Annotated in this window: 19 protein-coding genes; 12 read left to right on the top strand and 7 right to left on the bottom strand. The window is 60.5% G+C overall.

Annotation, left to right across the window (positions count from 1 at the left end):
- The first annotated feature begins 3 nt into the window (after positions 1-3).
- Entirely contained in the window at positions 4-357 is a 354-nt protein-coding gene (locus A6F49_RS03400) for a DUF3039 domain-containing protein (protein ID WP_407643825.1), read from the top strand.
- Between the two features lie 99 nt (positions 358-456).
- On the top strand, positions 457-2229 hold the full coding sequence (locus A6F49_RS03395) for a DEAD/DEAH box helicase (protein WP_043056999.1): 1773 nt from the start codon (positions 457-459) through the stop codon (positions 2227-2229).
- Between the two features lie 247 nt (positions 2230-2476).
- On the opposite strand, the gene A6F49_RS18800 is transcribed toward A6F49_RS03395, so the two are convergent.
- From A6F49_RS18800 to A6F49_RS03380, 3 genes are all read right to left on the bottom strand, one after another.
- A complete protein-coding gene (locus A6F49_RS18800; RefSeq protein WP_150119372.1) occupies positions 2477-2599 on the bottom strand; it encodes an HNH endonuclease in 123 nt (40 codons plus the stop codon).
- A gap of 261 nt (positions 2600-2860) precedes the next feature.
- Positions 2861-3526, bottom strand: coding sequence for an isochorismatase family protein (locus A6F49_RS03385; protein WP_043056998.1), 666 nt, complete (start codon positions 3524-3526; stop codon positions 2861-2863).
- A 53-nt stretch (positions 3527-3579) separates the two neighbouring features.
- Positions 3580-4839 (bottom strand): nicotinate phosphoribosyltransferase, encoded by a 1260-nt coding sequence (locus A6F49_RS03380; protein ID WP_082911570.1) that lies wholly within the window; start codon positions 4837-4839, stop codon positions 3580-3582.
- A gap of 164 nt (positions 4840-5003) precedes the next feature.
- Between A6F49_RS03380 and clpS the strand changes: the two genes are divergently transcribed.
- Genes clpS through A6F49_RS03345 form a run of 7 tightly spaced genes read left to right on the top strand, consistent with a single transcriptional unit; the run spans position 5004 to position 10166 of the window.
- Positions 5004-5300, top strand: coding sequence for an ATP-dependent Clp protease adapter ClpS (gene clpS, locus A6F49_RS03375; RefSeq protein WP_052504695.1), 297 nt, complete (start codon positions 5004-5006; stop codon positions 5298-5300).
- Positions 5301-5320: 20 nt separating this feature from the next.
- Positions 5321-5995: a DUF2017 family protein gene (locus A6F49_RS03370; protein ID WP_043056996.1), complete on the top strand. Its 675-nt coding sequence runs from the start codon at positions 5321-5323 to the stop codon at positions 5993-5995.
- Positions 5992-6900, top strand: a complete 909-nt coding sequence (gene murI / locus A6F49_RS03365) for a glutamate racemase (RefSeq protein WP_235604846.1) — start codon at positions 5992-5994, stop codon at positions 6898-6900. Before A6F49_RS03370 ends, murI begins: the two co-directional genes overlap by 4 nt.
- A 16-nt stretch (positions 6901-6916) precedes the next feature.
- Entirely contained in the window at positions 6917-7729 is an 813-nt protein-coding gene (locus A6F49_RS03360; protein WP_043056994.1) for an MBL fold metallo-hydrolase, read from the top strand.
- A gap of 13 nt (positions 7730-7742) precedes the next feature.
- Positions 7743-8510 carry a ribonuclease PH gene (gene rph / locus A6F49_RS03355; protein ID WP_043056993.1) on the top strand — a complete coding sequence of 256 codons (768 nt, stop codon included), beginning with the start codon at positions 7743-7745 and terminating at the stop codon, positions 8508-8510.
- 4 nt (positions 8511-8514) lie between these two features.
- Positions 8515-9132: an RdgB/HAM1 family non-canonical purine NTP pyrophosphatase gene (gene rdgB / locus A6F49_RS03350; RefSeq protein ID WP_043056992.1), complete on the top strand. Its 618-nt coding sequence runs from the start codon at positions 8515-8517 to the stop codon at positions 9130-9132.
- Positions 9129-10166: an exonuclease domain-containing protein gene (locus A6F49_RS03345; protein WP_043056991.1), complete on the top strand. Its 1038-nt coding sequence runs from the start codon at positions 9129-9131 to the stop codon at positions 10164-10166. Before rdgB ends, A6F49_RS03345 begins: the two co-directional genes overlap by 4 nt.
- Before the next feature lie 13 nt (positions 10167-10179).
- Here the strand turns inward: A6F49_RS03345 and A6F49_RS03340 are convergent, their stop codons facing one another.
- The gene (locus A6F49_RS03340; RefSeq protein WP_043056990.1) at positions 10180-11160 is read right to left on the bottom strand and encodes an SRPBCC family protein; all 981 of its coding nucleotides are present in this window, start codon (positions 11158-11160) and stop codon (positions 10180-10182) included.
- A gap of 300 nt (positions 11161-11460) precedes the next feature.
- Positions 11461-11775 carry a hypothetical protein gene (locus tag A6F49_RS03335; RefSeq protein WP_043056989.1) on the bottom strand — a complete coding sequence of 105 codons (315 nt, stop codon included), beginning with the start codon at positions 11773-11775 and terminating at the stop codon, positions 11461-11463.
- Positions 11776-12196: 421 nt separating this feature from the next.
- Here A6F49_RS03335 and A6F49_RS03330 point away from each other — a divergent pair, with 421 nt between their 5' ends.
- Entirely contained in the window at positions 12197-14002 is a 1806-nt protein-coding gene (locus A6F49_RS03330; RefSeq protein WP_082911565.1) for a DUF2207 domain-containing protein, read from the top strand.
- Here the strand turns inward: A6F49_RS03330 and A6F49_RS03325 are convergent.
- Both A6F49_RS03325 and A6F49_RS03320 read right to left on the bottom strand, forming a co-directional pair.
- Positions 13999-14622, bottom strand: coding sequence for a protein-L-isoaspartate O-methyltransferase family protein (locus A6F49_RS03325; RefSeq protein ID WP_082911569.1), 624 nt, complete (start codon positions 14620-14622; stop codon positions 13999-14001). The genes A6F49_RS03330 and A6F49_RS03325 overlap by 4 nt on opposite strands.
- 8 nt (positions 14623-14630) lie before the next feature.
- Positions 14631-15539: an ADP-ribosylglycohydrolase family protein gene (locus A6F49_RS03320; RefSeq protein WP_043056988.1), complete on the bottom strand. Its 909-nt coding sequence runs from the start codon at positions 15537-15539 to the stop codon at positions 14631-14633.
- 46 nt (positions 15540-15585) lie between these two features.
- On the opposite strand from A6F49_RS03320, the gene A6F49_RS03315 reads away from it, so the two are divergent.
- Positions 15586-16743 carry a metallophosphoesterase family protein gene (locus A6F49_RS03315; protein ID WP_043056987.1) on the top strand — a complete coding sequence of 386 codons (1158 nt, stop codon included), beginning with the start codon at positions 15586-15588 and terminating at the stop codon, positions 16741-16743.
- Positions 16743-19853 (top strand): AAA family ATPase, encoded by a 3111-nt coding sequence (locus tag A6F49_RS03310; RefSeq protein ID WP_043056986.1) that lies wholly within the window; start codon positions 16743-16745, stop codon positions 19851-19853. The genes A6F49_RS03315 and A6F49_RS03310 overlap by 1 nt, the downstream gene beginning before the upstream one ends.
- Positions 19854-20153 lie beyond the last annotated feature (300 nt).

Genomic DNA, 20153 nt, shown 5'->3' with positions numbered 1-20153 from the left:
GGCATGAATCCGATGAACTCTGTGTACGCTGCGTCCACTGATTACGATCCGCACGAAGACGTCAACGGCGGCGCAACCGGTGTGTTGGAGCGTGAAGAGCAGCTCCATGCAACCGAACCTGGAGACCACGAACGGTTCAAGCACTTTGTGCAAAAAGACAAGCTCACCGAAGCTATCATCAACGGTACGCCCGTTGTGGCACTGTGCGGCAAAGTGTGGGTGCCATCTCGCGATCCAGAACGTTTTCCCATGTGTCCCGCCTGCCAAGAAATTTGGGACGGGTTAGAATCAGGGGATGATAATTCCGAGGGCTCCGGCAAAGGCCGCGGCTTCTTCGGTTTCGGTCGTAAGAAGTAAATCTAAAACGTTATAAATATTGACCACCATGGATTGGTGGTCAATATTTATTTGTCTTCATCACGAACTTAGGCCATGAAGGAGGCTGTGTAGTCACTCATGAGTGAAGCGCTGTTTCAGATCGGAGAAGATCTCCCACCCGCCCTACCAGAACGGGCCGCTTGGGGGACCGCACCGAAACTACGGCAATGGCAGCAAGAAGCCCTTGAACTGTATTTCGAGAAACCGCGTAAAGACTTCATGACCGTGGCAACCCCCGGCGCTGGTAAAACCACATTCGCGCTGCGGGTGGCAAAAATGCTGCACGAAACCGGGGTAATCTCCCGGATCACGGTGGTGGCGCCAACAGAGCACCTCAAAAGCCAGTGGGCTGACTCAGCGGCACGCATCGGTTTGGCGATTGACCCGAATTTTAAAAACTCCGACGGTCGCCACGGATCGGAATACATGGGGGTCGCCCTGACCTATGCCCAGGTGGCTTCCAAACCGATTCTGCACCGCAACCGGACCGAAGCTGCCCGGAGCCTGGTGATCCTTGATGAAATTCACCACGGCGGTGACGCGCTGTCCTGGGGGGAGTCCATCCGCGAGGCCTTTGAACCGGCAACCCGGCGGCTGTCGCTGACCGGTACACCATTTCGCTCAGATGATGCCCAAATCCCGTTCGTTGACTACGTAGACGACGGCACCGGCGTGCTGCGTTCACGTGCTGATTACACGTACGGTTACGGCCCGGCCCTGCGGGACTATGTTGTGCGGCCGGTCATCTTCATGGCGTATTCGGGCCAGATGCGCTGGCAAACCTCAACCGGTGAGGTTATGGAGGCCCAACTCGGTGAGGCCGCCACCAAAGACATGACCGCAAGTGCCTGGCGGACGGCATTGGATCCCAAGGGCCAATGGATTCCAGCGGTACTGAAGGCTGCCGACTTGCGATTGACCGAGGTACGCCGCAATGTCCCCGACGCTGGGGGACTGGTTATTGCCACCGACCATGAAGATGCCCGCGCCTATGCGGATATCCTGGAGCGGCTGTCCGGCGAAAAAGTGATCACGGTCTTATCGGATGACCCCACGGCGTCGTCGAAAATTGAAGAATTCTCTGAGGGCACTCAGCGCTGGATGGTAGCGGTGCGCATGGTGTCTGAAGGTGTTGACGTGCCACGTTTGTGTGTGGGGGTGTATGCAACCTCGACGTCGACCCCGATGTTCTTTGCACAGGCTGTTGGACGTTTCGTGCGTTCTCGAAAACGTGGTGAAGTGGCTTCGGTCTTTCTGCCCTCGGTGCCCAAGCTCATGGAGCTGGCAAATGAGATGGAAGAAGAACGCGACCACGCATTAGAACTTGATACCGGTGTCTCTGTCGAAGATCTCGAAGAGGCCCCCGAAGAAGATCTGATGCGAGAAGCCAATCGCGAAGAATCCGCATCTTCGTCGTTGACCGGGGCCAAGTTCCAAGCACTGGAGTCGCAGGCACTGTTCGATAAGGTCTTATTTGACGGTGGCGAATTTGGCACCGGTGGGGCAATCGGTTCGGAAGAAGAACTCGATTTCCTAGGAATTCCTGGATTATTAGATGCTGATCAAGTCTCCACGTTGCTCAAGCAACGCCAGGCCGAGCAGCTGCGTCGCCAGCCGCGCAAACAACAGGCCGAAGATCCCACCATGGTCGATCACCGCCAGATGAAAGAACTGCGAAAGAAACTGTCGTCCTCGGTTTCGGCATGGTCAGCTCGCACGGGCACACCGCACGGCATGATCCACAATAAACTTCGTGAGATCTCCGGCGGACCTGCGGTCGCTCAGGCGACGAAAGAACAAATTGAACAGCGCTTGGAGGTTCTGCAGGGCTGGTTTGTCGGGCGAAAATAGCCCGCCACAGGACGCCACGGCCAGGTGCAGCCTTAGCTTCACGGCACACGTCTGGAGCTGGTGGATACCGGCGGGTGGCAGGCGAACTTGCACCATCCGGCACACACTTGGATGAGTGTTCTGTTGAACAACGTCAGGCCAGGACGAGGGCGAAAGCATCCATGATGAGGGTCTTTCCAGCTGTATATCGGGCGGCTCGTCATCCGGTTCCTTGTCGTGTTGCCATCCGCGATGTTCCGTCGTTTGATTACACGCCGCACAGAGCAGTGGCGTTGTCCCAGGTGGTGGTTCCACCATCACGGTGGGCAGTGCTGTGATCGACCTCTTGGATTGGGGTTTCACAATGAGGGCGTGCGGCAGATGTTGTCACGGAACAGGAGAGCGGCTTCGGTGTTGGTCAATCACTCACCGGCCGCAGCTGCAGGAATTGGCTCATGCCCGGCCAGCCATACGGAAGTGTCTCTTTGGGCACGAAGCGTGTCATGAGTGGCACGAACTCGGCTACGCACGCGCATTTCATGAGCTCGTAGATCCTGAACCGGTCGATCATGCCAACCTGCGCCGCGGCGGAGCCGTTAACCACCAAAGACCGATGGCCCTGGAGGACCACCGGTCTTTGAGGTAGCAAAACTTAATGCGCGAAGGCGTCGGCTCCGGGCCATTCGGAGAGCATGACGCCGGCGTCTTCCATCTCTTCCAGTGCGGAGTCGATGGTGTCTTCGGAGACCCCAACGGTCAGGTTGGTGAGCACGCGGACTTCATATCCGGCGTCGGAGGCATCCAAGGCGGTGGCACGTACGCAATGGTCGGTGGCGATACCGACCACGGTGATGCGTTCAACGTCGTGCTCGCGCAACCAGTCGTCCATGGTTATGGAATCAGCATCGGTTGCAGCAGCGGCCGCGGCGGTGGCCCCGTATGGTCCGGCGACGCCGTCCTGGCTGCGAATGGTATCGGGCTCGCCAAGTACGCCGTCGAAACCCGAATACCCATCCGTGTACTGGCCCTTGAGAAATTCGGCGTCAATAGCCTCATCGTCAATATTTTCATGGAGTTCTGCACCGTCGGTACCGGCAACACAGTGGATAGGCCAGCTGGTTTCAAAGTCTGGCTCAGTGGCGAAGTGCGGGCCCGGATCGATGTGCCAATCGCGGGTCGTGGCAATAACGTCGTAGTGGGTGCCGCACTGGTGCATGTATTCGGTGATTAATGCAGCCGTGTCTGCCCCGCCTTCAACCGCGAGGGATCCGCCTTCGCAAAAGTCCTTTTGGACGTCCACGATGATCAGAGCGTGCATGGGATTTCATCCTTTGTATGGGAGTGTTTATCCGGTGTAGGTAACCGGGAAGCCTAGTGTAGTGCAAAAATGGTTGGAATGGCGGGTTCACCGTCTTGTAAGCGACGAGCGTCACGAGGCAGCGCGGCCAACGTCTCGGCGTGGTGTGCCGCAGCTTGCGTGACGGCCGCAGCGCCGGTGTAGCGGGAGTCAATCTCGCCGTCGGTGACCATCTGCACCAACAGTGGGCGGTGATCGGCGTCCCAGGCGGGTTGTTCATCGGCAATAACGACCTCAGCGGTCGCGACGTCGTTGTGCATCCGGCGGGCGGCAAATTTGCGTCCACCCCGACTGGATTTACCCTCGGCCTGTTTTTGCACGTCGATCCAGTTGCCGTGCTGGTCTTGACGGGTGGTGAGTTTATACACCAATGACGCCGTTGGAGCACCCGAGCCGGTAACCAGCTGGGTGCCCACCCCGTAGGAATCAACCGGGGCAGAGCGCAGTCCAGCAATCGCATATTCATCCAGATCCGAGGTGACCACGATCCCGGTGTTGGTGTTGCCTAGGTCATCCAGCAGACGCCGGGCGTGGTGGGCTTCTTCTAACAGATCGCCCGAGTCGATGCGCACATAGGCCAGCTCAGGCCCGGCGACATCCACAGCGTGGCGGATGCCTTGTTCGATGTTGTAGGTATCGACCAGCAGTGTGGTCTGGTTGCCCATGGCCGCAACCTGGGCCTCAAAGGCGGCTTGTTCGTCGTCGTGCAGCAGCGTGAAGGAGTGGGCTGCGGTGCCGGCGGTGGTAATGCCGTAGCGCAGGCCGGCGGCCAGATTCGAGGTTGAATCGAATCCGGCAATTGCGGCGGCACGAGCGGCGGCTGCGGCGGCTTCTTCATGGGCCCGGCGCGACCCCATCTCAATGCACGGGCGGCCACCGGCGGCCATGGTCATGCGCGAGGCAGCCGAGGCGACGGCGGTGTCATAGTTGTGCACCGATAGCAGGTAGGTTTCCAGGATCACAGCCTCTTGGAAGGTTGACTCAACCTGCATCAGTGGAGAGTTGGGGAAGTAGGGTTCACCTTCGGCATAGGCAAAAATATTGCCGGTGAACCGATACTCGGCCAGCCAGTTCAGGGTGTCTTCGGATACGACATGATGATCGGAGAGAAAGCCGAGGTGCTCGTCGTCGAATCGGAAATTTTCTAGCCCCTCAAGAAACCGTCCTTGACCTGCGCTGACGCCATATCTTCGGCCGGCAGGCAAGCGCCGCGCAAACAGTTCGAAGACCGAGCGACGCGTGGCAGTACCGGCCTTGCGGGCCGCATCCACCATGGTCAATTCGTAGTGGTCGGTGAAAAACGAAGTAGGGCTGATGCCACGTTGGGTGTTACGCACGCCTTACACACTAGTCCTTTGTGCGCCGTCAGAACACAATTTGGCCTTGCCCGTAACGAATTGGCACACCGGTGCCCAAGTTGTTGCCTAGAATATGGGGCATGTCCATTACGTGTGCTGTTGATGTCGACCCGGATATTGCCGTTGCGGAAACCACCAAGGTCGCCGAACCGTGGAAGGTGATCGTCTGGAATGATCCCGTCAACCTGATGAGCTATGTCACCTACGTCTTCCGCACCTATTTTGGGTTCACCGCATCGGTTGCCCACAAACTCATGCTGCAGGTACACAACGAGGGCAAGGCCGTGGTAGCCAATGGCACCAAAGAAGAGGCCGAACGCCACGTCGCTGCAATGCACGGATTTGGCCTGTGGGCGACCTACGAGCAGAATCAGTAAGGAACGGCACACTTTTTCTTATGGCATTAGCGTTTAAATCCACCCTGCGCGGGTACTCCGCGTTCTTAGAAAAGCCCGAACGACAAATCCTGCGATCGCTATTTTCCGATGTGTTGACCCTGCTGGGCGGGGTGTCGCCGGTTGATCATCAGCTCGACGACGACAAACCCCGGTTCCGGGATCGGTTTCGCACCGGCGAATCTGTGCACTTGCCCCAGGCTCCGGAGGCTGCGGGGGCGTCGTCCACCGATGACGCCTTTTGGGATCTGGTCGGGACATTGACCGACGACGTTGTCCACCTCAATCTGGAGGACCCGGCCGTCAAACGGTTACTGCCGGATGCCCGTTCGGGGGACGACGCGCACCACGGTTCTGAACAATTCCGCCAGTTGGCCCAGGATGACATTCGCCAAGAGAAGATTGCCGATTTGCAACGGGCCTATGCGCTGTTGCAGTCTGGATCGTTAATGCTCAACCGCGCGGAAGCCGAATCGTTTTCGCGCGCATTGAATCAGGTGCGCCTGGTGCTGTCCTCGCGGCTCAAGATCGTCGATGAGCAGGACGCCGAGCGGGTCCATGCGATCGGTTCGGTTGACCAGGCCACTGACGTGGAAAGCTACATGGCGTTGTTATACAACTTTGTGTCCTGGCTACAAGAAACGCTCATGCAGGCGTTGATCGGAGATATATCGTGACCAAGCCCAACCCTCAAGCGCCCATCGGCATTTTCGATTCGGGCGTCGGCGGGCTGACCGTGGCGCGCGCGATTATTGATCAGCTGCCCGATGAGGACATCGTCTATGTGGGCGACACCGCCAACAGCCCGTACGGTCCCAAACCGATTGCCCAGGTGCGCCGCCTGGCGCTGACCATCATGGACGAACTGGTTGACGCCGGGGTCAAGCTGTTGGTCATCGCCTGTAATTCGGCCACCGCCGCGGTGCTGCGCGACGCCCGGGAACGCTACACGGCCGCCTATGGGATTCCAGTGGTAGAAGTGATCCAACCCGCCGTCCAACGCGCGGTGATTTCCACACAAAACGGTCGGGTCGGCGTCATCGGCACCGAGGCGACCATTTCCTCGCGCGCCTATGAAGACACGTTTGCTGCGGCCCCGCACTTGGACATTACGTCCTCGGCCGCGCCGCGATTTGTTGAATTTGTCGAACGCGGGATTACCACCGGCCCAGAGTTGATTTCGGTGGCCGAACAATACTTGGACCCCTTCAGATCCGCCGGGGTCGACACCCTGATTCTGGGGTGCACCCACTACCCGTTACTGGCCGGGGTCATTAGTTATGTGATGGGGGAGAACGTGAACTTGGTCACCTCATCGGAGTCCACGGCGCGTGCGGTGTATCGCGAACTAGTTCGCCACGGGTTAGAAAACCCGGCCGGCGCCCGGCCGGAAAACCCGCACCCCAACACGCGACACAAGTTCATGTCCACCGGGGATCCGGGCAGTTTCGCCCAGCTCGCCCAACGGTTCTTGGGCCCTGAAGTTGGCGGCGTAACGCAGATTCGCACGGTCGCCGAGCAGTTCCCGACCGGTACACTGTCGGTAATCACCGCACCGACGTCCGGCTCTGCCGCGCACTAGCAAAGGAATCGAGGACATGCAGCTCACCATCATTGGCGCATCAGGCTCATTTCCCGGGCCGGGGTCACCCGCTTCCTGTTACCTGGTGTCCGCACAAGGCGTCGACGACGCCGGTGAACCCAAAACCTGGCGCATTATCCTCGATATGGGCAACGGCGCACTGGGCACTCTGCAGCGCTACGTGGCACTGGAAGACATCGATGCGATTATGCTCTCGCACCTGCACCCGGATCACTTCATGGATCTGTGCGGGCTGCACATCGTGGTCCGCTGGAACCCCAACGGGTGGGACGTTGGACGCATCCCGGTCTACGGGCCGGCCGATACCGCCGACCGCATTGCAATCGCCTACGGCCTGGACCCCGATCCCGGCATGCACCCCGACTTTGACTTCATCGACTGGCAGGTGCGCACACCCATTGAGATCGGCCCGTTCAAAATCACCCCGTATCCGGTGCGCCACCCCATTGATGAGGCCTATGCACTGCGCGTGGAAGCCACGGAAATTGGGCCCGACGGCGAGCAACACACCTCCGTACTGACGTATTCGGGAGACACCGACACCGCCCCCGGCCTGGTCGAAGCCGCCCGCAACGCCGATCTGTTCTTATGCGAAGCCGCGTTCCACGAAGGCCGCGATGACGCGATCGACGGCGTACACCTGACCGGCAAACGCGCCGGACACATGGCCACCGAAGCCAACGTCGGCCGACTACTGCTGACCCACATTCCCGTGTGGAACGACCCGTTGGTCGCATCCCAAGAAGCCCGCGAAACGTTCGCCGGACAACTGGCCGTGGCCGTTTCCGGTGTGACCTACACCGTTTAGAAGGAGACACTGATTGTCCACTCGCGCCGATGACCGCACCGCCGCCCAAATGCGTCCCGTCACCATCGAAACCGGCTGGTCCGCCCACGCCGAAGGTTCCGCCGTGGTGAGTTTTGGCAACACCAAAGTGCTGTGCACCGCATCATTTACCGAGGGCGTGCCGCGCTGGCTCAAGGGCAAAAACCGCGGCTGGGTGACCGCCGAATACGCCATGTTGCCGCGTGCCACCGGCGAACGCACCGCTCGGGAATCCGTGCGCGGTAAAGTCTCGGGCCGCACCCAAGAAATCTCCCGACTCATCGGCCGTGCTCTGCGCGCCGTCGTCGACACCAAGGCCCTGGGCGAGAACACCATCGTCATCGACTGCGACGTCATTCAGGCCGACGGCGGCACCCGCACCGCCGCAATCACCGGCGCCTATGTCGCCCTGGCCCTGGCCGTGGAATGGGCTCGCGAACAACGCATCATCCGCTCAACTGCCGTGCCGCTGACCGGTTCAGTTGCCGCGGTGTCGGTTGGCATGGTGGACGACGTCGCCGTGGTCGACTTACCGTATGAAGAAGACGTGCGTGCCGAAACCGATATGAACGTGGTGACCACCGGCGATGGCGAATTTATCGAAATCCAAGGCACCGCCGAACAGCGCCCGTTCAATCGCGCCCAACTGGATGCCATGCTGGACCTGGCGCTTGCCGCAACCACCCAGCTGACCGATATCCAGCAGGCTGCCCTCAACGCTGCCGCCGAATCCCGCGCCGCCGAACTAGCAGCCCAGGCGTAGCACCGTGGAACCGCTGATCGTACTGGCTTCCAATAACGCCGGCAAACTGCGCGAACTGCGCGCCATCCTTACCGAAGCCATCCCCACGCTGGACCCGGCACAAATAATCGACGCCGCAACCGTCAACGCCCCGGACGTGGTTGAAGACGGCGTCACCTTCGAAGCCAACGCGTTGAAAAAAGCCACGCTGACCGCCCAGGCCACCGGCCTGATCGCCGTCGCCGATGACTCCGGACTCACCGTGGACGTCATGCACGGTGCACCCGGTATTTTCTCGGCGCGCTGGGCCGGAACCCACGGCGATGACCAAGCCAACCTGGACCTGCTGCTGGCCCAACTGTCCGACATTGACCACCCGCACCGCGGGGCCGCCTTCGTGTGCGCCGCAGCCTTTGTGACCCCCGACGGCCAAACCCGCCACGTGGAATTCGGCCAACTAGCAGGCGACCTGACCTTCGAACCCCGCGGGACCAACGGTTTTGGCTACGACCCGATCGTGGAACTGGCCGAATATGGCCAAACCTGCGCCGAACTGGACCCCGAAACCAAAAACGCGATCTCACACCGCGGCAAAGCCTTCCGCGCACTGGCACCACATCTGGCAGGTGTGCTGGGCAAGTGAATTTCACCGCGATCGATTTCGAAACCGCCAACGGGTTTCGCGGATCGGCCTGTGCCATTGGCGCGGCCAAATTCCGCAACGGCAAACTGGTAGCAACCCACTACACCCTGTTGCAACCACCCACCGGATACGACCGGTTTGACCCGCGCAATATCGCCATCCACGGGATCACCCCCGGCGACGTCGCCACCGCACCCGCGTTTGCCGAGCACTTCAAAGAATTCTATGCATTTATTGACGACGACGTCGTCGTTGCCCACAACGCAGGCTTTGATATCGGCGTCATCGAAGCCGGGCTGGAAGTGTCGAAACAGCCCATTCCGCGCCTGGAATTTGCCTGCACCCTGAGCCTGTCACGTAAGACCTACCAGCTGGCCAGCCACGCGCTGCCCTCGGCCGCCGCCGAAGCCGGCTACGTATTGCACAACCACCACAACGCGCTCGAAGACGCCAAGGCCGCCGCCGCGATTGTGGTGGACGCTGCCCGACGCGTTGAGGCAGACTCGCTGGATGCACTCCTGGATGCCACCGGTATGCAACGCCGCGTGCTGCAGCCCCGTGCCGTGGGCGAAAACCTCTCCAAACCCACTCGACACGCCCTGACCATGCCCGGCATGTTCGATGCAAACAACGGTGCCGTCCCCGCCGAGCACCTCCCGGATCTGATCCGCTGGCCCAACGAGGGCACCAATCCGCGGGTCAATCCCGACGCCGATCCGCGCCACCCGCTCTACGGACATCACGTGGTATTTACCGGCATGCTGGGCATCTCCCGCCAGGAAGCTAAGAATCAGGCGGCGGCTTATGGCGCGAGTACCCAGTCGCGCATTAATGCCACCACGACGATGGTCGTGATTGGTGATGGCATCCGCCCCGAAGAACTCACCGACGTCACCCACCACCCGCGCTTGCAGCAGCGCAAGATGCGCGACGTCGTCGCCCGACGTGCCCAAGGCCAAGACATTGTGTTGGTCACCGAGCCCGAATTCTTAGCGATGCTCAACGAAAACTGGCCACACGCCACGGCGATTTAATGCGTATTGAGGTCTAGGCTGCGGCCTGGCGGAAAAGATCTTCCAGCCGCGCGTAACTGGCCTCCATGCCATCGGCCATCCCGGTCTCCAAAATCTCATTGCGCATTTCGGCGTCGGGGTAGGTGATCACCAGGGTCAGCAACGTGCCACCAGCGACTTCGACCAGGTTCATGGCGTTGAGTGTGCCCGGGCCCTGCGCCCCGATGAGACGTTCGGTGTTGACCTCCCGATGCGGTGCATGAGATTCCAAGACCTCCCCGGTAAACCCAAATCCGGGTTCGCCAGTCTCGGATTCCCACTCATAGCGGTACGTATCGCCGGGGCGTTCACCGATCTTGGCCACGCTGAGCACCCAGCCCTCGGGCCCAAGCATCCACTGGCGCATCAGACCCGGATCGTGATGAGCCCGCCAGACGTCGTCAATATTCATCTCAAAGAACCTGGTCACGCGGGCTTGTGTGTCGCCGAGTAATTGCAGGTGGGTGGTGCGGGCCGCTTCGGGGACCGAGTCGTCAGCAACGACGTCGTCAATTTGTCCCATGGCTTCCCGGGTACCTTCGACCATGCCCATACCTAAGAGTTGATCGAGGGTCTCGACACTGTCAAAGGTTGTGGTGACAGTCAGGCGGGAGCCGGTGGTCTGTTCGCTGAATTCCAGGAGCATCCGCATGCTGGGCATGTCGGCATTTGGGGTGCCGTCGGGATTGGCGAAACCGTCGAGGACCTCGAAGGAATGCGGCGGGTTGATGGTGACGAACTCCCAGTAGCCACCGGATTGTTCCCCTTCGGGGCCGGTCATGTGGTAGCTGGTGCGACCGCCGACTCGGACATCGTGTTGGGTGAAGGTGGCAGGCCAGGTTGGTGGTCCCCAAAAGCGCTCCAACTGCCGGGCGTCCATATAGGCATCCCACAGGCGCTGCTGGGAGACGGTGAAGTCTGCCACCAGGGTGATGGTGAGCGCGTCGCGGTCGGTATCAATAGAAGTAATCGCCATGACTGATCCTTTCATTAACGTGCCGACACAATGGCACATCAGACACGGTTGTCCTGGACCAGTCGTTCGCGTTGCATACCGGGTGTTGGTGGACCGGGGGAACACAATCGGGTTGAACATCGGCCTCGCCTGACCACGGATAGCGCGAGTGCCGGAAGACGGACAACCTGGTGATTCGTACGGTACGCCCGCCCGTGGCGAGGGTCAAGAGTTTTGGGGACATAGTTATGTGCTGTGGCGCGATGATCTCGTCGTCCTTGGCACCATGTCGATTGCTCATGGCTCGAGGCCCACAGGTGGTTAGGTGAGGTTGCGACAGTTTCCGCCGATGCCGCCAAGAAGACCTGCATTGCTGGCCACTGAGGCAGCATCCAGGGACGTCCACGGGCCATCCCTCACCACAATAGCAATCTCCAATTCCGAGCCGAGCCCCAGTAACCCGCCCAGCAGGTTTGTCGGAACGTCGGTTTGGTAGCCCTGGCCAGTCGTGACTGTATTACCGCTCAGATTGAAGCCTGTCAATGGGGCAAGGACAGAACCCAGACCTGAGGTTGAGGCGTGGACTTCAACATCATCCAGTGTGTAGCCTTCCGGCAGGCTCCAAAAGATTCTCACATGTGCTCCAAGTCCAAGCAGCCCCGGACGAAATTGGCATGGCGCAGTTAATGTGGGTGCCGGGAGACTACCGGCCTGGAACCCACCTGCAGGAGCCCTTGAGGAATGCCACTGAGCAGCAGTGACATTCGGGGGAGCAGTGGTGGACAGGAGGAAACTCAACACGGTGAGGACCACGACGACGCAACCAAAAGCCCAGCGAGCCAGAGGCATCACACGACGACGCCTCGGGACACTTTGAGACAGGCATGTTGTTTCCACAGTCCCTCCGCTTCCACAGTCCCTCCGCGTCAATTGATTGAAGAGTACAGCATCCATGGTACCGAATGCCACAGGTCGGGTAACGCGTTGACAGGTTCGGTGCGATCTGACCAGCATGACCCCGGTAGTCGTATGTCAGTGTGTGTTTTAGACTTGCGCCATGAGTGCTATTTCTGCGGGCAAGAAATGTTGGGCTGCGTGTATCGGGTTGCTCATCCTCACCCTGAGCTTGGCAAGTACAGCGACCGCCCAGGAGCAAAATGTTGAGGACTTTGAGTATGCTGCCTGGAACCTCACCTACGACGTCGGACTGGATGCCGACGGGCGTGCGGTCGCTGAAGTCACTGAAGAATTACACGCTGAGTTCCCAGAGGTTGACCAGAACCGCGGGATCATTCGCTCGCTGCCGCTGCGCTATCAGTCGGCGCCGGCAGCACCAGAGAATATTTCAGTCACGGACGGCTCCGGAGCAGCAGTACCATTCGAGGTGGACAACGGCGACGGATTTCGAAGTATTCTCATCGGCGACGACGATTTTGTTCACGGATCCCAAACCTATGTCATTTCCTACACGCTTCACGACGTCATGCACACGACCCAGCAGGCCGATGAATTCTACTGGGACATCATCCCGTCGGATCGACCACAACACATCGATGAAGTCACCGCCCAGATCACGCTTGATGCGCAGTTAACTGCTGCGTTGACCGGCTCGGCGGCCTGCTATGTTGGCACCCCGGAGCAATCGCAAGCCTGCGACATACAACGAAGCGCTGGCGAGGAGGCGGTCTTTGGCATTGAGGAGGCACCGCTGCCGGGCGGGCACGGCGTCACCGTGGCGATCGGGGTAGAACCGGGCACCGTGGTCCAAACCCCGCAACGCCAGGAAAATTTCCTCCTCGACGTCGTGCCACTGCTCATTGTCATTGCGGCAACGCTGATAGCCGGTGGGGGCGCGCTCGCAGTCATGGCGATGGTGCGGCGGCATCGCCATGACACCAGCCAGGCCAGTATCGAATACGGCATTCCGCGCCAGGTCAATCCACTGCTTGCCGGGCAGCTGGTGGGCAAGAACCACGATCCGATTGTGGCGACCATCCTGGATTTGGCGGTGCGCGGCGTCCTACGCATTGAAGAAACCCAACAGACCTCGCGGTGGTCAAAACAGCCCGAGACCAAGCCGATGCTGCGCCTGATTGATCCGCAACTGGTTGATGACCCACAAGAAGACCTGTTGCTACGCGGTATGTTCCCGAACCTTCAACCAGGTGAGACCTTCGATTTCCCGAAAAATTCCAAACCCTTTATGCAGGCCACCCAGGCCGTGGTAAAAGACAGTACGACGACGGCGATCGACCGCGGATATCAACACAAGCAGCGCCATGCGGGTGCGACGGTAGCCGGCTGGACGGCCATGGGCCTGCTGATTCCGGCCGTTGTGTTGCTGATGTTGGGCGCCAGCCGAGACAACACTGCGATGACCGTCACCAGTATTATGTTGGGCGTGCTGTGTCTGATGTTGAGTACCGTATGTGTGATCAAACACCGGGTGCTCACCCCGCGTGGGGCTGCGCTGCGGCGGCAGCTGGAAGGCCTGGAACAGGTGATGCGCGCTGATGATGCCGCGCGGTTGAACATGATGCAATCATTTACCAACGCACCGCACCGCGACGACGACGGGCCATACGTGCACGTCTATGATCGCCTGTTGCCCTATGCGGTGCAGTTTGGACTGCAAAAACAGTGGACCAAAGCCATGGCCAATACCTATACGCATAATAATTGGCCGGCACCGATGTGGTATCCGCGGTTGTTTAGCGGTGGTCACCGCGGCGCCGAAACGGCGTTGAGTTCGATGCTGTCCTCGGTCAGTTCTGCGGCATCAACCTCAAGCCCGACCGCCGGATCAACCGGTGGTGGAGCCGTGGGAGGCGGAGGCGGCGGGGGCGCTGCCGGTGGCCGCTAGGTAATGAGGTCCACGAACCGATAGGCCCCGTGTCGGGTGATTTCGGCGTCGTTGGAATCGGGGCCGTGGCGCACCACGCGCAACATGTAACCTGCCACCGTGATGACCATCATCCCGTTGTCGGTCAATTGTTCGACCAGGTCGTGGGGTAGGTGTCTAGCCTCGGCCGAGACTAAAATGCGGTCAAAGGGCGCCTCATTCGGTGCACCTAGCGCCCCATGTGTGGCGGTTTCGATCCGGCACCACGGCAGGTTTTGTTGCTCCAGCGCGGCTGCGGCGGGATCGGCGAGTTCGGGGATGATTTCCAATCCCAGCACACTGCCCGTCTCGGTGACCAGATCACCCAGGATCGCCGTCGTCCACCCTGACCCGGCCCCGACATCTAAGACCTTATGACCCGGGTGCACATCCAGCAGCCACAACATATCGGCCACCGTGCTGGGTTGTGAATTCGTTTGGTCATAGCCAATGTGAATCGGGCGGTTGTAGCCGGCAAATTTGCGCTGGTCCTTGGGCAGAAAATCTCTGCGCCGACGACGCCGCATCGCGGCCAGCACCGCATCATCTGTCGGCCCGGGCGCTCTGGCGGCGACGATGGACTCCCAATAATTGCGGCGCATGATCATTCCTAGGTGGTCAGGTTGATCCACCGGTCGATGGCATCTTCGACCATGGGATAATGTGTCAATCTCGACGGCGTGCCGATGGCCGTATTGCCCAACAGCGCTCCGGCCAGTTGCCCGGCCACCAGCGGGGTGGCTTGTGTGTGACCCTCGGCATTGACGGCCTTGGTCACGGCGGTGGCGTAGAGCTGTTCGGGTGCCACGGCTTCTTCCAGTGTATCGGCCACCGCGGCAATTGCCGCGGCCAGCACCTGTGCCGCGGAGGATGGCGCGGTAATACCCTCGCCCAGGCCGGTGCGGATCAGCTGGGCCAGCTCGACGTCGTCGTCGGTGGTTTTCAACCACTCCAGGACCTCGGTGACCGACTCGAGCAGCGTCTTGCCGGTCAGTACGTGATGAACTAACAGACTATAGGCAGTGGGGGTGACCCACTCGGCGTGCGTCAACACCGCGATCTGGTGCGACATGTTCGTAACCCACTCGGCGTCCATTTGGGGCAGCATGCCCAGGGGTGCTGCGCGCATTAAGGCATCGGCACCGGTGGCATCCACGCCGTGGGGTTTGCGCACCAGACCCATTTCGGGTTCTTCGAGTCCAGACTTGGTCGCGTCGTCAACGGCACCGGCGTAAAGCTCATAGTGGTCAATCCAGCGATCCGGGGCGGCCGGTAGTCCATCCGGGAAGGCACCGTAGCGGTTTTTATACCAGCGCAACAGGGCCAACCAGATGGCCGCAGGAGGGTCAGCGGCCTGGCCTTCGGCGGCCCACTCCAGTACCTCGACGAGCCCGTCGGCCACGTATAAGCTCAACTGGGTGCCGGTGGAAATTTCGGTGTTTTGCGGATCGATCCCGGCGGCCTCAGCGGCAGCCCCTCCGGCAAATAACCCAGCGACACGCGAAGAGTAGTTATCCATGGTAACCACCTTAGCGTGTCCCACCCGGTTGCTTAGACTGAGTGGCATGCGAATTCTTCACACCTCGGACTGGCACCTGGGCCGCTCATTTCACAACGTGGGCATGGCAGACGCCCAGCAGCACGCGATCAATTTCATAGTCGAGACCATCACCGAACGTGCCATTGACCTGGTGTTGATCGCAGGCGACGTCTATGACCGCGCCCTGCCACCCGTGGATGCGGTGGCCATGTTTGACCAGGCGCTGGTGGACATGCACGCGGCCGGGGCCACTGTGGTCGTCACCTCGGGCAACCATGACTCGGCCATCCGGTTAGGTTTTATGTCCCGGATGATGCGCGACGTCTATATTCGCACCATGCCCGAATCCATCACCGATCCCATTGTGTTTCACACCGACGACGCCGCACCCGTGTGCATTTGGACGGTGCCGTATTTGGAGCCGCGCTACCACGCCGCCGAGTTTGGCGTGGCGGCCAACCACACCGCCGTGACGCACTACGTTATGGAGCAGGTGCGCGCAGAAATTTCCACTCGGGGCCTGGAACACGCCACGCACATTATGATGGCTCACCTGTTTGCTGCCGGTGCCTCGGGTTCCGAGTCTGAACGCAATATTGGTGAGGGCGAAGTTGGCACCCTGGGGCAGGTGCCCGCCGATATTTTTGACGGTATGGATTATGTTGCGCTGGGGCACCTGCACGGCCGTCAGGTCATGTCACCAACGGTGCGCTATTCGGGTTCACCGGTGGCCTATTCGTTCTCCGAAGTCAACCACACCAAGGGTATGTGGTTACTCGACACACATGACGAGTTGATTATCGAGCCCGTTGAGGTCCCGCAGCTCAAGCAGCTGGCGGTACTCAAAGATGAGATCACCCCGCTGCTGGAATCCGAGCAGTACGCTTGGGCCGAGGAGGCCTGGTGCCAAATCACCGTGACCGACCCCAAACGCCCACCGCATGCTTTCCGGCGGCTGAAACACCGCTTCCCGGGCATGCTGAATTTCATCCTGGCGCCTACCGGCGGCGTTGAAGCCCAAACCACCTACTCCGATCGCATCGCCAAAGCCACTACCGATATGGATTTGGTCCTGGATTTTGTTGACCACGTTCGCAACCGCCCGGCCTCCGAGAACGAACACCGCTGGCTCACCGACGCGCTGCAGCACGTCAACCGCGTCACAGAACAGGACGTGAAATAATGCGCATCCACGCACTAACCTTCCAGGCCATCGGCCCGTATGCCACGTCTCAGCACCTGGATTTCACCCAGCTCGACGACGTCGGCCTGTTCCTGCTCGACGGACCCACCGGCGCCGGCAAATCCACCATCTTAGATATCGTCACCTTCGCCCTGTACGGCAAGGCCGACGACGAACGGAAAAATACCGAACTGCACTCCACCCTGGCCGAGCCCGGGCTGCCACCAACCATCCAGCTTGATGTCACCTTTGGCACCCGCCGGTTTGTCATTGACCGGACCCTGCAGCACTTCGCCCCGCGGCGTGGCGCCAAAGATCCCTTCGACGTCGTGACCCGCCAGGCAGCCATGTCGCTGGTGGAAATCGTGGCCGGTGAGCACCGCCAGCTGACCACCCGCGTGGATGAGGCCCAGCAGATCCTGCGCGGCGTCATCGGGCTGAGCCGGGAACAATTCACCTCGGTTGTCCTGTTGCCCCAGGGCGAGTTCGCGCGTTTCCTCAAGGCCTCCAGCAACGACCGCGAGGCCATCTTACGCCAGCTGTTCAACACTCACCGCTTCGACGAGATCGGCGACTACCTGGCCGCTGAGGCCAAAAAACTGCGCGGCACCGTGCAAGCCGATACCCAACGCCGTCAAACCCTGCGCGCGAGCATTATCGAAACCGCTCAAACCTATGCGCAACCTCAAAACGCCGCGGCAGATACCCAGCCAGCAACCGAGCCGGTTGATCTCGAGGCCCTGGACGACGTCGAACTCATCGCCCACATCGATGACCTCATGTCCGAACTGGAAACCGGAGCACAGCGTCGAGTCGAACAATCCCAGAGCGCCCTGAAAGCCGCCCGCGATGCATTCCAACAGTTGCAGCAGCAACACGAACACCTGCGCGAGGCCGAAGAATATCGCCGTCGTCATACCGCTCACCAACAACAGGCACCCGCGGTGCGTACAGCCACGCTGCAGTTGGAACACCACGAGCGCGCCCGGGCCGTGGTCGAAGCGCAACGCCACTGCCAAACCGCCCAGACCGCGCTTGAAGACGCCGTGGAAACTCTGCAACAGCGATGCGATGCGGCACAACAAGACCCCATCATTGTTGACTGGGCTGAGCAACAGCAGATTTTCACGGTCAACACCAGTGAGGTGCAGCCGTTGCTTGCTGGCTGGAAGACGGTCGAAGCCGCCGCGATTCGAGCCCTGGAACACGTTACCCAACACGAAAAAACCCATGCCGCGATCCAGGCCGGGCAACGTCAACTCGACACCTGGTCCGCCAGTCAGCAGACCCTGAGCGATCGCATAGGGCAATTGCAAGAGCAATTCGACACGGTGTGTGAGCAACTGGCCGCCGACCGCCAGCGCGCCGAACACCTCACCGGCGTGGAGAAAACCCTTGAAACCGCTACACGGCAGCTCCAAGAGGCAAAGACCAAACATACCGCCGCACAACATGCACAAAGCGCCCAATCTGCCGCCGACGCCGCCAAACGCACTCGCGATGAGGCCCAAACGGAGGCCGATGCGGCACTGGAACACGCCCAAGACCTGTTGCGCCGTCGCATTGATGCCGCCGCAGGATTCCTGGCCGACAAGCTGGAACCCGGGCAACCGTGTGAAGTCTGCGGTTCGACCACCCACCCACAACCGGCCGAAACGCACGACCTGGCAGAAATCTCCAATGACGCCGTTCAACAGGCCGAACAACGCGCAACCCAGGCCCGCCGGGCAGCCAATACCGCCGCTGAAACGTATCAAACCAAGCTCGCCGACCTCCAAGAACTGCAGACCCAAGCCGGGGGACTCAGCCTCACCGATGCCGATGCAGCCGTGACTGATGCGCAACAAACGGTGACTGAGGCCCAACGTGAAGCCACCGAGCTGACGCAGCTTCGTGCGCGCATTAAGGAACGCGACGCCCAGACCGAACAACTCCGCGAGGCCAAAACCACAGCCGAGCAGCAGCTCACCGAGGTCACCACACAGATCGCGTCTCAGACCACCGAACTTGACCAACTCCGGGGCGACCTCGCCCAAGCCCTAGGCGAATTCGCCGACGTTGCAGCATTCCGGGCCGCAGTGGAACCCGCCCACCGGCTCGTGGGTCAGATCGTGCGCGCCGGAGAGTCTGTCACCACCGCCGTGGCCAATCACACCACCGCCCAACAACGCGTCCACGAGGCTCTGGCTAACTCCGCGACCGAGGATCACCCGGCCTATCGCAACGCCGCCGAAGCCTGCGAAAACCTCCTGGATCCCGCAACGCAGGCCGACCATGAAACCCTGGTGCGCCAGTGGACCACCGAGAGCGACCGCCTGGCAGAAAAAGCCGGCCAGACCGCCGTCATCGCCGGTCTGAAATTGCTCGACGACGACGTCGCGCCCCCGTCACAAGAAACCCTCGATGCCGCCCAACAAGCCCAGCGTGCCGCCGAACAGTCCCTCTCCGAGGCCAACCGCGAGCACGGCAGCATCGAAGCCACCCAGAAGCAATGTCGAACCCAGCAAGACCTGTTGGCCGAGGTCAGCGAACGCTCGGCCGAACAGCTGGCCATCTACGAGGAACTGCTTGGACTCAGCGACGTGGTGGCCGGACGCGGAGAAAACGCCGTGAGCATGCCGCTGCGCTCCTTTGTGCTGGCAGGTTGGCTGGAACACGTCGCAGCCAATGCTTCAGAACGCCTCACCGGAATGACCGGCGGGCGCTATGAACTCAAACACGCCGTCGGCCAGGGCGGCCGCGGCCACTCCGGCTTGAACCTGGAGGTCATCGACCACCTCAATGACACCGTGCGCACGCCCTCGACCCTGTCTGGCGGTGAAACATTCATGGCGTCCTTAGCCCTTGCCCTTGGACTCGCCGACGCCGTTCAGGCCCAAGCCGGGGGAGTTGCCATGGACACGCTGTTCATCGACGAGGGCTTCGGCTCGCTGGATGCTGACACCCTGGAAGAAGTCATGGGCGTGCTGGCTGCGCTGCAGGACGACGGACGCCTCATTGGTCTTGTCTCGCACGTTGAATCCATGAAACAGCAGATTCCGCACCGCATTCAGGTTCAGAAATCCCAAGCCGGCTCCACCGTGAACATCATCGGGCCAGATCTGGCCTAGACCGCCGGAACCCACATATACCCTGTCTCAATGCGCCCAATGAACTGAACTAGTGGTAAACAGTGGCAGATATTTTCGCCACGCCGAGATGGCTTACGCATGTATTTCTGGGCAAGATCGAGGTGCGCGCCACGAGAGCGGCACCTGAAAGCCGTATTCTTAGGGTGATCGCACAGGCTCAGGCGCATCTTGTTGTTCATTTTGAGTGCTGGGCGGCGAGAAAGCATAACTTGTGATTAATCACTCAACGTCTCGTCTGACATGGGGTTTTGCGGCGTTGTGTGGGGAATACCTGTAACA

This window comes from Enteractinococcus helveticum, assembly GCF_001657475.1.
Lineage (GTDB): Bacteria > Actinomycetota > Actinomycetes > Actinomycetales > Micrococcaceae > Yaniella > Yaniella helvetica.
Note: the sequence above shows the minus strand (reverse complement) of the source record. Positions and strands in the feature narration are given on the sequence as shown.

Coding starts and splice junctions, on each gene's coding strand:
- A6F49_RS03370 (WP_043056996.1), top strand. CDS start 5,321: ATGGCATTAGCGTTTAAATCCACCCTGCGCGGGTACTCCGCGTTCTTA.
- A6F49_RS03310 (WP_043056986.1), top strand. CDS start 16,743: ATGCGCATCCACGCACTAACCTTCCAGGCCATCGGCCCGTATGCCACG.
- A6F49_RS03340 (WP_043056990.1), bottom strand. CDS start 11,160: ATGGCGATTACTTCTATTGATACCGACCGCGACGCGCTCACCATCACC.
- A6F49_RS03360 (WP_043056994.1), top strand. CDS start 6,917: ATGCAGCTCACCATCATTGGCGCATCAGGCTCATTTCCCGGGCCGGGG.
- A6F49_RS03320 (WP_043056988.1), bottom strand. CDS start 15,539: ATGGATAACTACTCTTCGCGTGTCGCTGGGTTATTTGCCGGAGGGGCT.
- A6F49_RS03400 (WP_407643825.1), top strand. CDS start 4: ATGAATCCGATGAACTCTGTGTACGCTGCGTCCACTGATTACGATCCG.
- A6F49_RS03385 (WP_043056998.1), bottom strand. CDS start 3,526: ATGCACGCTCTGATCATCGTGGACGTCCAAAAGGACTTTTGCGAAGGC.
- A6F49_RS03330 (WP_082911565.1), top strand. CDS start 12,197: ATGAGTGCTATTTCTGCGGGCAAGAAATGTTGGGCTGCGTGTATCGGG.
- A6F49_RS03315 (WP_043056987.1), top strand. CDS start 15,586: ATGCGAATTCTTCACACCTCGGACTGGCACCTGGGCCGCTCATTTCAC.
- A6F49_RS03380 (WP_082911570.1), bottom strand. CDS start 4,839: ATGGTGGATGCGGCCCGCAAGGCCGGTACTGCCACGCGTCGCTCGGTC.
- A6F49_RS03395 (WP_043056999.1), top strand. CDS start 457: ATGAGTGAAGCGCTGTTTCAGATCGGAGAAGATCTCCCACCCGCCCTA.
- A6F49_RS03325 (WP_082911569.1), bottom strand. CDS start 14,622: ATGCGCCGCAATTATTGGGAGTCCATCGTCGCCGCCAGAGCGCCCGGG.
- clpS (WP_052504695.1), top strand. CDS start 5,004: ATGTCCATTACGTGTGCTGTTGATGTCGACCCGGATATTGCCGTTGCG.